We start from the raw sequence: 15,780 nt of genomic DNA on the forward strand, positions 1-15,780 counted from the left end.
GTGTCAGGGGACGGCGACGTCGCTGCGCTCTGCCACGGCGGCGGCCGTCCGGTCGGCCCGCGCGGCGCGGCGCCCGAGGACGACGAGGGCCACCACGGAGACGGCGAGCACGGCGCCCGCCACGACCCAGACGCCGGCCGCGCCGAGCGGCTCCAGCACCGACCCCACGGAGGTGAGCACGCCGGCGACGACGTACCAGTCCGGGTCGGCGAGGGTCGCGAGCTCGGGGGCGGTGCCGGAGAACACGCCCCAGAAGATCCACTGCCCGAACGCGAGGACGACGCCGTTGAGCACGCCGCCGAACACCGCGCCCCGCCAGCCGGCCACCGCGTTCCCGAACACGCCGCCGGCGCCACCGCCGAAGAACAGCATGATCATCGGGGGCACGAGCACGAACCACCCGGCGCCGGCGAACACGGCCAGCAGGACCAGGAAGGTCGCGGTCGAGGCGAGGAACCCGACCATCACGGCGGTCGTGCCCTTGGGGAAGATGACCGGGATGTCGAGCGCGGGCTTCGAGCCCGGGAGCAGCTTGTCGGAGATGCCCTTGAACGACGGGACGATCTCGGCCAGGAACATCCGCACGCCGAACAGCAGGATGGCGATGCCGCCGGCGAACCGGAGCGCCTGCATCAGGCCCCAGGCGAACGGCGCCAGGTCCTCGCCGGCGACGGCCCGGACGGTCTCCGGGTCGGCGAACGCGAGCGCGATCATCATGATGACGCCGACGATCAGCGCGGTGGCGACGTTCATGTCCTTGAGGAACGCGATGCTGCGGGGCAGCGTGAGCTTCTCGGTGTCGTGCTTGACCGGGTCGCCCAGGCGCAGCGCCTTCGCGCCGTAGCCGGTGGCCAGCGCCAGCGACGAGGTGGTGTGCGCCAGCCCGAACTGGTCGTGGCCCATGACGCGGCGCATCAGCGGCGCGATCCACATCGGCTGCAGCGTGAAGTAGCAGGCGAGGATCACGGAGCCCGCCCCGACGAGGGTCCAGCGCTCGACCTCGCCGAACGCCTCGACCAGCGCGGCCGCGACGACGATGCTCATCCAGAGCATGAGGTGCCCGGTGAGGTAGACGTACCGCGCGGACCGGAACACCCGGACCATGACGAGGTGCAGGGCGAACCCCCCGGCGATGATCAGCGGGGCGGCGGCGCCGGGCCCGGCGAGGAAGTCGTCGAGCGTCGTGGTCGCGGTCGGGGGCTCGACGCCCACCGCGCTGGACACGATCGCCTGGAAGCTCGCGAGCCCGCCGACGAACACGTCGATGCCGATGGTGAGGATGACGACGCCGATCGCGGCGCGGAACGTCCCGCCGATCACGTCGGAGACCGGCTTGCGCTGCAGCAGCAGGCCGAGCAGCGCGATCAGGCCGATGAGGATGGGGACCTGGCTCAGCAGGTTGTCGGCAATGCCTTGGAGGATGTCCTGCACCATCGCACGTGATCCTTCCCGGGGAGGGCGGTAGGAGGTGGTATAGACCGGACCATACCGATCCGTACCGGAGCGTGGCAAGAGGTCGGTCCCCGTCGTGCGCGCGCGGCGGTGCTGGGGGAGCCTGGCTCCGGACGGCGCGCCGGGCGCCGCCGTGGCGTGGTGGGTGCGGGTCCCGCCGCGCGTGACCGCCGGGGTGATGGCCTTCGGCTCCGGGGTGCTGATCTCGGCGCTGGCGTTCGACCTCGCGGACGAGGCCGCGGACACCGGCGGGCTCGGGCCCGCGGTGGCGGGCCTGGCCATCGGCGCCGTGCTGTACGTCGCGGCGAACGTGCTGCTGGCCCGGCGCGGCGCCCGGCACCGCAAGCGGTCCGGCGGACTGCAGCCGTCGGAGGCCGACCAGGCCGGCAGCGGGACCGCCATCGCGGTGGGGTCGCTGCTCGACGGCATCCCCGAGTCGGTCGTGCTCGGGCTCAGCCTGCTCGGGGGGAACGGCGTCAGCGCCTCGGTGGCGGCCGCGGTCGTGATCTCGAACGTGCCGGAGGGGCTGTCGAGCGCGGCCGGGATGAAGCGCGCGGGGCGGTCCGCGCGGTTCGTGTTCGGGCTGTGGGGCGCGGTCGCCGTGACGGTCGCGCTCGCGGCGGCGGGCGGCTACACGCTGCTGGGCGGCGCCTCGCCGGAGCTGGTCGCGGTCATCACGGCCGTCGCGGCGGGCGCGATCCTCACGATGGTGGCGGACACGATGATCCCCGAGGCGTTCGAGCGCGCGCACCTGTTCACCGGCCTCATCACGACGGCGGGGTTCATCGTCGCGTTCTCGCTCAGCCGCGCGGGCGGCTGAGGGCGGCCACGGTCAGATGCCGCGGGTGCGGATCGTCTCCGCGACCTCCTGGACCAGGCGGTCCATGCCGACGAGCGTGTCCGGGTCCCACGGGTCGACCTCGGTGGAGTACAGGTTGAGCGCCACGGTGGTGTCCGCGTCGACGATCCCGGGCAGGGCCGCCGCCGACCGGAAGCCCTGCTCGGTGGCCGCCGCGCGCCAGTCGGGCCACAGCGTCTCGGCGAGGACGTCCGGCACGACCTCGCCGCGCAGCTGCTGGATCGCGACGACGCACGGACCCTCGCCCGTCGCGACCTCGACCTGGTCGCAGTACGCCGACCGGGGCGCGCTGCTCGCGACGTACTGCAGCACGTGGTGCCGACGCAGGATGATGCTGCACTCGGTCGGCGCGCCGATGCGGTCGGCGGCCTCCTGGGCGTAGGCGTCGAGGAACGCGTACATGTCGTCGCGCTCGGTCGTCTGCTGCGTCACGGCGTGCACCTCTCCGGTCCGGGGAGAGGAACTGTCTCATGACCACCCCGGACTGGGGGAATCACGCGTGCGGCGGCGCCGTGGACCCGCGCGGCACCAGCCGGCACGGCACGACCTCGGTGCCCGACGACGGCCTGCCCTCGATGGCGTCGAACAGCAGCGCGGCCGCCCGGCGGCCCACCTCCTCGAGGTTCATGTCGACCGAGGTGAGGTGCGGGCGGGCGTTGAGCGCGAGGATCTCCCAGTTGTCGTGGCCGGTGACGGCGACGTCGTCCGGGACCGCGCGGCCCGCCTCGCGGAGGGTGTCCAGGACTCCCCGCGCGATGTGGTCGCTCCCCGCGACGATGGCGTCGACGTCGGGGTGCTGCGCGAGGACGACGGCCGCCGCCGTCCGGCCCCACTCCTCGGTCCAGGCCCCGTACAGCGGCTCGCCCGTCATGGCGAGGCCGGCGGCGTCCAGCACCTCGCGGACGCCGGCGACGCGGTCGTGCGCGGCCCCGTAGGTGGCGTCGCCCGTGACGACCGCGATGCGGCGGCGGCCGCAGGCCAGCAGGTGCTCGGCTACCAGCCGCCCGCCGAGCACGTTGTCGGAGACGACCGACATGTCGTCCGGGTCCTGCGACGGCGCGTAGGCGTAGACGACCGGGACGGGCAGCGCGCCGAGCGAGTGGCGCGGGTCGGGCCGGGCGCCGACGACCATCAGCCCGTCCACGCGCCGGCCGAGCAGCGCCTGCACGTGGTACTGCTCCCGCAGCGCGTCGCCGCGGGCGTCGCACAGCAGCACGGACGTCTTGCCGGTGCCGGCGGCGTCCTCCGCGCCCATGAGCGTCGGGATGGAGAACCGGCCCTCGAGGTCGTGCGTGACGAGACCGATCGTGCCGGAGCGCCCGCTCAGCAGGTTCCGGGCGAGCACGTTGGGCGAGAAGCTCAGCTGCTCGGCCGCGGACAGGACCCGCTCGCGGGTCTCGGCGCGCACCTGCTGCCGGCCGTTCAGCGACTTCGAGGCGGTCGCGACCGAGACCCCGGCCAGCCGCGCGACGTCGGACAGCGTGGGCCGGCGCGGGGTGCCCGACGTGGTCGTCATGCCGCCTCCTGCGCCCCTGCCAGCGGCGCCGGAGCGGCGCCCTCATGGCCGAGATCGTACACACATCACGTTTTCGCGTAACCCCTTGACCAGCGCTTCAGCGCGGGTCTACGTTCCCCGAAAAGGGTTTCGGCAGAACCTCCGCGCGGTGTCCATCCGGGTGCCCCGCACAACTTCGACGGCGAAGTTCCGAGGAGAGCACGATGAGCAACCGCATGTTCCGATCGCGCGGGCTGCGTCCCGTGGCGACGCTGGCCGTCGCCGGCCTCGCGCTGACCGGGCTGGCCGCCTGCGGCTCCGGGTCCGACGGCGGCGACGCCGGGGAGGCCCTCGAGTCCGCCGGCCCCGACGGCGTGGACGACGGCACGACGCTGACGATGTGGACCCGCGCGCCGCTGGAGCGGCAGGCCACCACCCTCGTGGAGGCGTACAACGCGTCGCACGAGAACCAGGTCGAGCTCGAGATCATCCCGAACGACGACATGGAGGGGAAGGTCGGTGGCGCGGCGACGAACGACGAGCTGCCCGACCTGCTGGCGGGCGACGTCGTCCGGCTGCCCTACTGGGTCGCGAACGGGCTGTTCACCGACCTGACGGACCAGATCGACGCCCTGGACTTCAAGGACGACATCACGGGCGGCCACCTGGACGCCGGCACGGACCCCGACGGCGCGCTGCACACGCTGCCGTTCGTCGAGGACATCTCGGTGCTGGTCTGGAACAAGGACCTCTACCGCGAGGCCGGGCTCGACCCCGAGAAGGGCCCCACGAACCTGGCGGAGCTCCAGGAGCAGGCCATGGCCGTGCAGGCGCTCGGCAAGCCCGGCGTCTCCGGCACGTACTACGGCGGCAACTGCGGCGGCTGCGGGGTGTTCACGTGGTTCCCGACCATGTGGGCGTCCGGCGACGAGGTGCTGTCGGAGGACGGCACGACCGCGCAGGTGAGCTCCGACTCGGCCAAGGCGCTCTACCGGATGTACTACGAGCTCAACCAGGCCGGAGCGGTCGGCGCGGGCTCGAAGGAGGAGACCGGCGCCACCTGGACCGCCCCGTTCTCCAACGGCCAGGTCGGGGTGCAGCAGTACCCGAACACCGCGGTGTACGCGGCGCAGGAGGCCGGCATCGACGTCGGCGTCACCGCGATCCCCGGGGTCGACGGCGGGCAGTCGACGTTCCTCGGGGGCGACGCCCTGGGCATCTCCAAGGACTCCGAGAACGTCGCGCAGGCCTGGAACTTCCTCGCCTGGATGATGTCGGAGGAGACGCAGCTCGAGGTCATCGCGAAGAACGGCGAGGTCCCCGGCCGCAACTCCCTGCTCGACAACGAGTACGCGCAGGAGAACCCGGTCGCCCTGACGATGAACAAGATCGCCGAGTCCGGGCGCACGCCGGTCGCGGAGTTCTTCTCGGAGGCGTTCAACGCGTCCGGCAGCCCGTGGGTGACGCTGATGCGCAACGCCACGTTCGAGGGCACGGACACCGTCGACGAGGACAACGACGCGATCACCGAGGTGCTGTCGCAGTGACCGTCGCGACCCACGGCCGCGCGAGGCGGGTGCCGGCCCGGCAGGCACCCGCCCGCGCGGGCGCGACCCGGGGCCGGACCCGCACACGCTCCCGCGGCGCCCTGCAGGGCTGGCTGTACGCGAGCCCGACGGCGGCGCTGGTGCTGGTGCTCTTCGTGGTGCCGCTCGTGCTGGTCCTCGTCATGTCGGGCTCGGACTGGTCGCTGCTGGGCGGCAACCAGGGCACGAACTTCCCGGAGAACTTCTCCGAGGTCGTCGCGCACCGGCTGTTCTGGCCGTCGGTGTGGTTCACCGTGAAGTACACGGTGATCGCGACGGTGCTGCTCATCCTGCTCGGCCTCGGCCTCGCGCTGCTCGTGCAGGAGAGCAGCCGGTGGCGCGGCTTCCTGCGCACGGCGTTCCTGCTGCCGACGGCGCTCGGCCTGGCCTCGGCGTCGCTGCTGTTCTACGCGCTGTACTCCCCGCAGGTCGGCCCGGTCTCCGGGTGGATGGAGCGGCTGGGGCTCGGCAGCGGGCAGGTGAACGTGCTCGGGTCGGCCGACGGGGCGCTGTGGGGCACGGTGCTGCTGATCGTCTGGCGGTTCGCGGGCTTCTACATGCTGCTGCTGCTCGTCGGCCTCCAGGGCATCCCGCACGACGTGTACGAGGCCGCCCGGCTGGACGGCGCGCGGACGTGGCAGGTGTTCCGCCGGATCACGCTGCCGCTGCTCAAGCCGTCGCTCGCCCTGTCCACGATCATGTGCGTCACCGGGTCGATCCTGGCGTTCGACCAGTTCTACATCCTCACCAAGGGCGGGCCGGACTCGTCGACGACGACCGTCGTCCAGCTCATCTACAACCTGGCGTTCGAGTCCAAGCGGGACCTCGGCATGGCCGCCGCGCTGTCGGTGATCGTGCTGCTCGCCCTGGTGGTCGTCAACGTCGTCCAGCTCAAGGCGCTGCGGCGCTCGCCCGAGGAGTGAGGCTCCGATGACCGGCTTCTCCCGCGTCCTGGGACGCACCCCGTTCTACGTCCTCACCGGCGGCCTCGCGATCCTGTTCCTCTACCCGATGATCTGGACCACCGTGTCGTCGGTGTCCCCGCAGCCCGGGTCCGCGCAGGTCGACGGGTTCGGGTTCGGCAACTACGCGACCCTCGCGTCGTACCAGGCCGGCGTCGCCACCTACCTGGGCAACTCGCTCGGCATCACCGCCACGGCGGTCCTCGTGACGCTGGTCGTCGCGACGCTCGGCGGCTACGCGTTCGCGCGGTTCCGGTTCCCCGGCAAGGACGCCCTGTTCCTGCTGGTGCTGTCGATCCTCATGGTCCCGTACGCCACGCTGCTCATCCCGCTGGTGATCTGGCTCAAGGACATCGGGCTGTCCAACACCCTCGTCGGGGTCGGTCTGGTGCTCGCCGTGTTCCAGCTGCCGTTCGCGATGTTCATGATGCGGATCTCGTTCGAGGCCGTGCCGCGCGAGCTGGAGGAGGCGGCGCTCGTCGACGGCTGCGGCTCGTTCGGGGCGCTGCGCCGGGTCATGCTGCCCGCCGTGAAGCCCGGCCTCATCACGATCGGGCTGTTCGCGTTCCTCGCCGCGTGGAACGACTTCATGGTCCCCCTGTACCTGGTGGGGGGCGACAACCAGCCGCTCCCGCTCGCGCTGGTCAACATGCGCCAGCAGGTCATGGGGGTCATCGACTACGGCGCCACGCAGGCCGGCGTCGTCGTGCTCACCGTCCCGTGCGTCCTGCTGTTCCTGATCCTGCAGCGGCACTACGTCAACGGGTTCATGTCCGGAGCCCTGAAGGGATGACCACCCCCGTGCACGCACTCACCACCGCACCACCCGTCGCCCCCGTCGTGCCGTCCCGCGGCACGCTGCGCCCGCTCGGCCTCGACGAGGTGACCCTGACGGGCGGCTTCTGGGCGGACCGGCAACGGGTCAACGGCGCCGCCACCATCCCGCACTGCGACACCTGGGAGACCCGGGTCGGCTGGATCGGCAACTTCGCGCGGGCCGTCGACGGCACTGTCGCGGAGCACCGCACCGGGCGCGAGTTCTCCGACTCCGACGTCTACAAGATGATCGAGGCGATGGCCTGGGAGGTCGGCCGCACCGGCGACCCGGCGCTCGAGGCCCGGATCGCCGAGCTCACGGCGCAGATCGGCGCCGTGCAGGAGCCGGACGGGTACCTGAACACGAAGTTCGGGCGTCCCGGGCAGCAGCCGCGGTACTCCGACCTGGCGTGGGGGCACGAGCTGTACTGCTTCGGGCACCTGATCCAGGCCGCGGTCGCCCGGCTGCGGACCGGGCACGACGACGAGCTCGTCGCGATCGCCCGCCGCGCCGCCGACCACGTGTGCGCGGAGTTCGGGCCGGACGGCCGCGACGCCGTGTGCGGGCACCCCGAGATCGAGGTCGCGCTCGCCGAGCTCGGCCGGGCCACCGGGGAGCGGCGGTACCTCGACCAGGCGGCGCTGTTCGTCGAGCGCCGGGGCCGCGGCCTGCTGCCCGACATCGAGTTCGGCCGGGAGTACTACCAGGACGACGTGCCGGTCCGGAAGGCCGACGTGCTGCGCGGGCACGCGGTCCGCGCGCTGTACCTGACCGCCGCCGCCGTGGACGTCGCCGTCGACACCGCGGACGACGAGCTGCTCGGCGCCGCCCGCGAGGCCTACGAGCGCACGCTCGCCCGGCGCACGTACCTGACCGGCGGGATGGGGTCGCACCACCAGGACGAGGCGTTCGGCGACGACTTCGAGCTGCCGCCGGACCGCGCGTACTGCGAGACCTGCGCGGGCGTCGCGTCCGTCATGGTCGCCTGGCGGCTGCTGCTCGCCACCGGGGACGCCGCGTGGGGGGACGTCGTCGAGCGCACCCTGTTCAACGTGGTCGCGACCTCGCCCGCCGAGGACGGCCGGGCGTTCTTCTACACCAACCCGCTGCAGAAGCGGGTGCCGGGGGAGGCCGCCGCGGACGACGAGGTCAGCGCCCGCGCGCTGTCCCGGCTGCGGGCGCCCTGGTTCGAGGTGTCGTGCTGCCCGACGAACGTCGCGCGCACGCTCGCCGCGCTCGGCGGGTACGTGGCCGCCGTGTCCGACGACGCGCTGCACCTGCAGCAGTACGCGCCGGCCCGGATCGCGACGCGCCTCGGCGACGGGCGGGCGGTCGGCCTGGAGGTCGCCACCGGGTACCCCGTCGACGGCGAGGTCGTCGTGCGCGTGACCGACGCGCCGGCGGGCGAGTGGACGCTGGCGCTGCGGGTGCCCGCGTGGGCGTCCGGTGCGGCGACCCTGGACGGGGCGCCCGCGGAGGTGTCCGGCGGCGAGGTCCGCGTGCGGCGCGCGTTCGCCGCCGGGGACGAGGTGCGGCTGGTGCTGCCGGTCGAGCCGCGGGTCACCGCGCCGGACGGCCGGATCGACGCCGTGCGCGGGTGCGTGGCGGTCGAGCGCGGTCCGGTGGTGCTCTGCGCCGAGTCGGTGGACCTGCCCGGACGGGCGGACGCCGGCGCGGTGCGGGTGGACGTCGCCGGGACGCTGGTCGCCGACGGCGACGGCGCCCGGGTGCGGGGCCGGGTCGTGCGGGCGGCGGGCGAGGGCTGGCCGTACGGGGGCACGGACGCCGGTGACGCCGACGGGGAGCCGGTCGACGTGCGGCTGGTCCCGTACCACTCCTGGGCGAACCGCGGCCCGAGCACCATGCGGGTCTGGCTGCCCACCGCCTGACCCGCCCACCGAGCCGGACACCGTTCCCCGCCCGCTGCCGACGGGCGGGGAGCGGTGTCCTCCTGTCCGGGGCTGTGCGCGGGCCGGTCGCGCCGATAGCGTGGCGGCGTGCCCGCACCGGGGTCGACGACGACCGCCGCCGTGCCGACGAGGGACCTGGCCCGGCTGACGCTGCTGGGCGCGCTGGTGGGCCTGCCGGCGGGGGTCGTGGCCTTCGCGTTCGTCGGCGCGGTGCACGTGCTGCAGCAGCTGTTCTGGGACCGGCTGCCCGACGCGCTGGGCGCCACGAGCCCGCCCTGGTACCTCGTCCTCGCGCTGCCGGTGGCGGGCGCCGCGCTCGTGGCGGCCGCCCGCCGGCTGCCCGGCGACGGCGGGCACCCGCCCGCCGGCGGGATCCACGCGGGCCCGGTGCCCGTCGCGCACGGCCCCGGCATCGCGCTCGCGGCGCTGGCCGGCCTGGCGACCGGCATCGTGCTCGGGCCGGAGGCGCCGCTGATGGCCCTGGGGTCGGTCGTCGCCGTCGAGGTCACCCGACGGACCGGGGTCACCGGGAAGGCGCGGGAGCTGCTGGGCGTGTCCGGGTCGGCCGGCGCGATCTCGACGCTGTTCGGCGGCCCGCTGGTCGCGGGGATCATGCTGGTGGAGGCCGGGGCCGGCGCCCTCGGGGCCGCCACGCTGCTCCCGCCGCTGACCGCCGCCGCCGTCGCGTACGTCCTGGTCACCGGGTTCGGCGCGTGGACGGGGGTGCCCGTCGGCGGCCTGAGCGTCCCCGGCCTGCCCGCCTACGACGGCATCCGGCCGGGCGACCTGGTGCTCGCGGTCGTCGTCGGGGTGCTCGCGGCGGTCGTCATGGCCGGGGTGCGGCGGCTCGCGGCGCTGCTGGCCGCCACCGAGCCGCGCGTCGGGAGGCTGCCGCTGCTGCTCGGCTCCGGCCTGGCCGTCGGGGGGCTCGCGCTGCTGGCCGGGGCGCTCGGGGCCGACCCGCAGGACGTCCTGTTCTCCGGGCAGGCGTCGGTGCCGGTGCTCGTGGGCGGGGCACCGGTCGGGGTGCTGCTGGTGCTGCTCGTCGCCAAGGCGCTCGCCTACGCGGTGAGCATGGGCGGCGGGTTCCGCGGCGGCCCGATCTTCCCGGCGATCTTCCTGGGCGTGGCGCTCGCAGGCCTCGCCGTCACGGTGCTGGACGTGTCGCCCACGCTCGCCGTCGCCGCGGGGACGGCCGCGGCGATGGCCTCGACCAGCCGGCTGCTGGTGTCGGCGGTGCTGTTCGCGGGGCTGCTGGTGGGGCCCGCCGGGTTCGACGCCGCGCCGGCGGCGGTGCTCGCCGCGGTGGCCGCGTGGCTGACGTCCCGCGCGCTGGACCCGCGCCGCTGACGACCCTGGACGGTTCGGACGGACTCGCCGTCGGCGTGTCCGTCCGAACCGTCCACCCAGCGGGGTGGCGGGCGTCAGGCCCGGTGGGTCGCCTCGTGCGGGGTCTCGCCCGCGTCCGTCGCGTCGACCGGGGCGTCCGCCCGGTGCGACGGGTGCGTCGGCTGCCCGTCGTACGACGTCGGGTGCGGGTGGGTGCGCTCGAGCGAGGCGCCCTCCACGTCGACGTCCGGCAGGATCCGGTCGAGCCACTTCGGGATCCACCACGCCGCCCGGCCCGCCAGGTGCATGACGGCCGGGATCAGCAGCATCCGCACGACGAACGCGTCGAGCAGCACGCCGAACGCGAGGCCGAACCCGAGCGGCCGGATGATCGACGACTCCGAGAACACGAAGCCGGAGAACACCGACGCCATGATGATCGCCGCCGCGGTGACGACCACCCGCCCGGCGTGCAGGCCGCGGCGGACCGCCACCCGGGCGTCCACCCCGTGCGCGTACGCCTCGCGCATGCCGGACACCAGGAACAGCTGGTAGTCCATGGCCAGGCCGAACAGCACGCCGGTCACGATGATCGGCAGGAAGCTCAGCACCGGGCCCGGGTCGTGCACGCCGAAGACCTCGCCGAGCCAGCCCCACTGGTAGATCGCGACCACGCCGCCGAACGCCGCGAACAGCGACATGACGAAGCCGAGGGTCGCGGTGACCGGCACGAAGATCGACCGGAACACGATGATGAGGATGATCAGCGACAGGCCCACGACGATCGCCAGGTAGCCCGGCAGCACGTTCGCGAGCTTCTCGGAGACGTCGATGTTCGCGCTGGTCGTGCCGGCGACGCCGAGCTCGACGTCCCCGCCGGTGCCGGCGATCGGCGAGGAGTCGCGCAGGTCGCGCACGAGCTGCTCGGTGTCCTCGCTGTCCGGCCCGCTCTTCGGGACCACCTGGAACGCCAGCACCGTGCTGTCCTCGTTCGCGCCGATCGGCGCGACCGCGGCGACGTCGTCGTGCGAGGCGAGCTCCTGCCCGATCCGCACCTGCTCGGCGACCAGGTCCTCCTCGGCGACCGCCTCGGGGAGGTCCGCGACCACGAGCAGCGGGCCGTTGACGCCGGCGCCGAACTTCTCCGCGGTGATCGTGTACGCCTGGTACTGGGTGGACGTCGGCTCCTCGGAGGCGCCGCCCGGCAGGCCCAGCCGCATCGACAGGGCGGGGATCGCGACGACGAGCAGCGCCGCGACGCCCGCCACGACGGTGAGCACCGCGCGCCACGTCCCCATAGGGGTGGTCGGGACGGCCTCGGGCTCCTCGTGGCCCAGGGTCGCCCGCTGCTTCTTCGGCAGGACCTTCAGGCCGATGCGCGACAGCAGGGCGGGCGTCAGGGTGATGGCCAGCGCCACGGCGATCGCGATGCACGCCGCGCCGACGCTGCCCATGAGGCCCAGGAACGGGATCCCCGTGACGTTGAGGGCCAGCAGCGCGACCAGGACCGTCGCGCCGGCGAACACCACGGCGTTGCCCGCGGTGCCGTTCGCCAGCCCGATGGACTCGTGCAGCTCGACCCCCTCGCGCAGCTGCCGGCGGTGCCGGTTGAGGATGAACAGCGAGTAGTCGATGCCCACGGCCAGCCCGAGCATGATGCCCAGCACCGGGGTCACGGACAGCATGTCGACCGACCCGGACAGGGCCAGGGCCGAGATCGCGCCGATGCCGACGCCCACCAGGGCGGACAGGATCGGCAGCCCCGCGGCGACGACCGAGCCCAGCATGATGAGCAGCACGACGCCCGCGACGACCACGCCGATGATCTCGCCCGCGCCCAGCACGCTCGGCACGCCCTGCGTCATGTCGCTGGAGACCTCGACGGAGACGCCCTCGACGTCGGCGCCGGTGAGCGCGTCGACGACCGACTCCTTGGTCTCCGGCGTCACCTCGAACTGCGCGTCGTCGAAGGAGATCGACGCGACCGCGGCGGACTCGTCGGAGGACACGAACCGGATCTCGCGGGACAGGTCGAGCAGCGCGGCGCCCTGCTCGAGCTGCTCGCTCTGCGCCTCGAGCTGCGCGCGCCCCTCGTCGGCGGCCTGCTGCTGCGCGTCGAGCTCCGCGAGGACGGCCGCCGGGGCGCCCGCCTGCTCGGCCTGCTGCCGCGCGGCGTCGAGCTGCGCCTGGCCGGCGTCGAGCTGCGCCTGCCCGGCCGCGAGCTGCTCGCGGCCGGACTCGACCTGCGCCTGCGACTCCTCGAGCTGGGCGGTGGTCTGGAACGGGTCGGTGACGCCCGCGACGCCCTCGAGCTCGGCGGCGTCGGCGAGCGCGGCGCTGATCGCGGCGGACTGCTCGTCGGTGAAGGCGCTGTCGTCGTCGGTGTGGAACACCACGGTGCCGCTGCCGCCGCTGGCGGACGGGAACTCCTCCTGGAGGTGCTCCGTCACCTTCTCGGTGGCGGTCCCGGGGATGGTGACGGCGGAGGTGAGCGTCCCGCCGAACGCGAGGTAGGCCCCGACGGCGAGGGCGAGCACGACGACCCATGCCGTGACGACGGCCCAGGCCCGGCGGGCGGCGAAGCGCCCGAGTCGGTAGAGGAGTCCTGCCATGATCCCTGTCTCTCGCGGTGGTGGTGTGGGAGTGCGGGGCGTCAGTGCTCCGGCATGTACCCGGCTCGCACGCTGGTGATGAGCCGGTCGAGGAGGCCGTCCCAGGCGGCGAGCGCCGCCGGGCCGGTCATGTCGGTGGTGGTGATCCAGTGCTGCGCGATGACGCCGACGCCGTGCACCAGGGAGGTGACCAGCAGCTCGATGTCGAGCCGGTCCGCCTCGGGGTTGCGGCGGGAGAGCTCGCCCGCGAGGTGGTCGGCGGCCCGCGAGAACGCCTCGACGACGAACTGCTTCTGCCGCGGGTCGGTGCCGTCGTCCATGCCGCCGAGCGCGCGGCAGAGCACGGCGACGGCGGTGGACAGGTCGGCGGCGCGCAGCATCTGGGCGATCTCGTCGAACATCTCGGCGCGCGTGCCGCCGCCCACCGGGGTCGCGGCCGTGGCCGCGTAGAACCCGTCGATGACCGTCTCGAGCGTCTCCGTCGCGGCCGTGACGACCACGTCGTTGATCGACGCGAAGTGGTTGAACACGGTGCGGCGCGAGACGTCGGCGCGCTCCGCGAGCTCGTCGACGCTGAACTGCGGGCCGCCGCGCTCGGCGATGAGGGCGTTCGCGGCGTCGAGGATGGCCCGGCGGTAGCGCGCCTTGAGCGTCGCCCGCCGGTCCGGGACCCCCGCCTCGACCGTCACGGGGAGGACGGTAGGCAGATGCGTGCACTCAGTGCAACCGTGCACGGGGTGCATCTCGCGGAGCGGTCCTCCTACGGCATCAGTCCGGCCCGGTGCGCGACGGCCGCGGCCTCCAGCCGCGTCCGGCAGCCCAGCTTGGCGAGCACCCGGCTGACGTGGGTCTTGGCCGTCGTCTCCGACACGGTCAGCGCCGCGGCGACCTGCGCGTTGGACCGGCCCTCGCCGAGCAGGACGAGGACCTCGCGCTCGCGGGCCGTCAGCTGCTCGAGCCCGGGCGGTGCCGCGGCGCTCCCGCTGCCGGGGTCCGGCGGCGGCGCCGCGACGCTCGCCAGGACCCGGCGGGTCACCTCCGGGGCGAGGATGCCGTCGCCGGCCGCGACCCGCCGCACCGCGTCGACCAGCTCGGCGGCGCCGACGGACTTCAGCAGGAACCCGACAGCCCCGGCGCGCAGGACGCCGAACAGGTACTCGTCCAGGTCGAACGTCGTCAGGGCGACCACCTGCGCGAGCCCCTCCGCCGTGATCCGCCGGGTCGCCTCGATGCCGTCGGTGCCGGGCATCCGGATGTCCATGAGCACCACGTCCGGCCGCAGCGCCCGCGCGTTCGCGACCGCGGCCGCTCCGTCCGCGGCCTCGCCCACCACCGTGACGCCGGGCGCCTGCTCGAGCATGAGCCGCAGGCCGGCGCGGATCGCCCCGTGGTCGTCGGCGAGCAGCACCCGGACCGGATCCGTCGGGTCGGTCATCGGGCGGCCTCCGGGTCGAGCGGCAGGACGGCGTGCACGCGCCAGCGGCCGTCCTGCGGCCCGGCGGAGAGGTCACCGCCGAGGGAGCGGGCGCGCTCGGCCATGGTCACGAGCCCCGTCGCCGACCCCAGCGACGGCGGGTGCGCGGCGGCGGGCTGGTCCGCGGGCGGCAGGAGGCTGAGCACCTCGACCTCCAGCCCGCCCGGGCCGGGGGCCACCCGCACGTCGACCCGCCCGCCCGCCGGGCCGTGCGCCGCGGCGTTGGTGAGGGCCTCGCGCGCGATCCGGTAGGCGGCGTGGTCGACGACGGCGGGCAGGGCGCCCGCCGCCCCGATGTCCGTACGCACGTCGAGCCCGCGGCCGCGGGCCGTCGCGACCAGGTCGTCGAGGCGCTCCAGCCCGGCCGCCGCCGTCGACGCCGGGTCGCCGCCGGCGCCGCGCAGCACGAGGATCATCGACCGCATCTCCGCGAGCGACGCGACGGACTCCGCCCGCACGGCGGTCAGCGCCGCCCGGTCCCGGGCCTCGTCGGGGGCACCGGACAGCGCCGCCTCGGCGTGGATCGCGATGGCCGACAACCGGCTCGCCACCACGTCGTGCAGGTCGCGGGCCATCGCGTTGCGCTCGTCCCGCACGGCGGCGTCGCGGTCCAGGTCGGCGATCCGCGCGGCGTCGGCGGCGTGCGCGCGGGCCAGGTCGGCCTGCTCCCGCTCGAGCTCCGCGCGCCGGGCCTCCGACGCGGCCAGCTCGGTCCGGCTCCGCACGTCGGAGCCCCACCACAGGGGCGTGACCAGCAGCGCCACGGCCTGCAGCAGGGCCGCCAGGGCGTCCCGCAGCCCGCCGCCGAGTGCCCACGCGGCGACCGGTGCGGCGGCGCTGACCACCACCACGCAGCCCACCAGCGCCCGCCGGCCGCGCGCGGAGAGGTGCACCGCGGCGGTGTACAGCGCGTCGACGAGCACCAGCAGGATCCCGATGCTGCCGCCCAGCGGCACGGACGCGAGCGCCGCCGCCGCCGCGACGACCAGCACGGCGACGGGGTGCCGGTGCTTCACGACGAGCGCCCCGCACGCCACGACCAGCAGCCCGGCGTGCAGCCACCCGGCGGACGCCGTCAGCCCGGGCGCGCTGGTCCCGGTCACGCCGGCGCCGAGCAGCAGCAGGCCGGCGGCCAGGTAGGCGAGCGCGACGCCGCGGTCGTCGAGGTGCGGCAGGCGCCGGGGTGGTCGGACGCGCGGCATGCCGCCCATCCCAGCACGACCCGTAGACGGGCGGGTCCTCCGGACGGAGGACCCGCCCGCGCAGGATCGTGCGGACGGCCGA

The 15,780-nt window shown here is 74.5% G+C and carries 13 protein-coding genes; 6 read left to right on the forward strand and 7 right to left on the reverse strand.

The window, feature by feature from the left end; genetic code table 11:
- Positions 1-3: 3 nt before the first annotated feature.
- Positions 4-1,434, reverse strand: coding sequence for a PTS ascorbate transporter subunit IIC (ulaA, locus tag QNH85_RS04200; protein ID WP_282944858.1), 1,431 nt, complete (start codon positions 1,432-1,434; stop codon positions 4-6).
- Positions 1,435-1,615: 181 nt separating this feature from the next.
- On the opposite strand from ulaA, the gene QNH85_RS04205 reads away from it, so the two are divergent.
- Positions 1,616-2,272, forward strand: coding sequence for a ZIP family metal transporter (locus tag QNH85_RS04205; protein WP_428830350.1), 657 nt, complete (start codon positions 1,616-1,618; stop codon positions 2,270-2,272).
- 12 nt (positions 2,273-2,284) lie between these two features.
- Here QNH85_RS04205 and QNH85_RS04210 read toward each other — a convergent pair whose 3' ends face one another.
- Together QNH85_RS04210 and QNH85_RS04215 are read right to left on the reverse strand one after the other, a co-directional pair.
- Complete coding sequence (locus QNH85_RS04210; RefSeq protein WP_282944860.1) at positions 2,285-2,743, reverse strand: GAF domain-containing protein; 459 nt, start codon at positions 2,741-2,743, stop codon at positions 2,285-2,287.
- Between the two features lie 61 nt (positions 2,744-2,804).
- A complete protein-coding gene (locus QNH85_RS04215) occupies positions 2,805-3,827 on the reverse strand; it encodes a LacI family DNA-binding transcriptional regulator (RefSeq protein ID WP_282944862.1) in 1,023 nt (340 codons plus the stop codon).
- A gap of 203 nt (positions 3,828-4,030) precedes the next feature.
- Here QNH85_RS04215 and QNH85_RS04220 point away from each other — a divergent pair, with 203 nt between their 5' ends.
- The 5 genes from QNH85_RS04220 to QNH85_RS04240 all read left to right on the forward strand — a co-directional run bounded on the left by QNH85_RS04220 (position 4,031) and on the right by QNH85_RS04240 (position 10,431).
- Positions 4,031-5,353 carry an ABC transporter substrate-binding protein gene (locus QNH85_RS04220; protein WP_282944864.1) on the forward strand — a complete coding sequence of 441 codons (1,323 nt, stop codon included), beginning with the start codon at positions 4,031-4,033 and terminating at the stop codon, positions 5,351-5,353.
- Complete coding sequence (locus tag QNH85_RS04225; RefSeq protein WP_282944866.1) at positions 5,350-6,315, forward strand: carbohydrate ABC transporter permease; 966 nt, start codon at positions 5,350-5,352, stop codon at positions 6,313-6,315. The genes QNH85_RS04220 and QNH85_RS04225 overlap by 4 nt, the downstream gene beginning before the upstream one ends.
- A 7-nt stretch (positions 6,316-6,322) precedes the next feature.
- Positions 6,323-7,147, forward strand: a complete 825-nt coding sequence (locus QNH85_RS04230) for a carbohydrate ABC transporter permease (protein WP_282944868.1) — start codon at positions 6,323-6,325, stop codon at positions 7,145-7,147.
- On the forward strand, positions 7,144-9,060 hold the full coding sequence (locus QNH85_RS04235; RefSeq protein ID WP_282944869.1) for a glycoside hydrolase family 127 protein: 1,917 nt from the start codon (positions 7,144-7,146) through the stop codon (positions 9,058-9,060). The genes QNH85_RS04230 and QNH85_RS04235 overlap by 4 nt, the downstream gene beginning before the upstream one ends.
- 108 nt (positions 9,061-9,168) lie before the next feature.
- A complete protein-coding gene (locus QNH85_RS04240; protein ID WP_282944871.1) occupies positions 9,169-10,431 on the forward strand; it encodes a chloride channel protein in 1,263 nt (420 codons plus the stop codon).
- Positions 10,432-10,505: 74 nt separating this feature from the next.
- Here the strand turns inward: QNH85_RS04240 and QNH85_RS04245 are convergent, their stop codons facing one another.
- The 4 genes from QNH85_RS04245 to QNH85_RS04260 all read right to left on the reverse strand — a co-directional run bounded on the left by QNH85_RS04245 (position 10,506) and on the right by QNH85_RS04260 (position 15,698).
- Positions 10,506-13,022, reverse strand: coding sequence for an MMPL family transporter (locus QNH85_RS04245; protein WP_282944873.1), 2,517 nt, complete (start codon positions 13,020-13,022; stop codon positions 10,506-10,508).
- Between the two features lie 41 nt (positions 13,023-13,063).
- The gene (locus QNH85_RS04250; RefSeq protein WP_282944875.1) at positions 13,064-13,711 is read right to left on the reverse strand and encodes a TetR/AcrR family transcriptional regulator; all 648 of its coding nucleotides are present in this window, start codon (positions 13,709-13,711) and stop codon (positions 13,064-13,066) included.
- 71 nt (positions 13,712-13,782) lie between these two features.
- The gene (locus QNH85_RS04255) at positions 13,783-14,457 is read right to left on the reverse strand and encodes a response regulator (RefSeq protein ID WP_282944876.1); all 675 of its coding nucleotides are present in this window, start codon (positions 14,455-14,457) and stop codon (positions 13,783-13,785) included.
- A complete protein-coding gene (locus QNH85_RS04260) occupies positions 14,454-15,698 on the reverse strand; it encodes a sensor histidine kinase (protein ID WP_282944877.1) in 1,245 nt (414 codons plus the stop codon). Before QNH85_RS04260 ends, QNH85_RS04255 begins: the two co-directional genes overlap by 4 nt.
- Between the last annotated feature and the right edge of the window lie 82 nt (positions 15,699-15,780).

The organism is Cellulomonas endometrii, from assembly GCF_949769265.1.
Taxonomy (GTDB): Bacteria; Actinomycetota; Actinomycetes; order Actinomycetales; family Cellulomonadaceae; genus Cellulomonas; species Cellulomonas endometrii.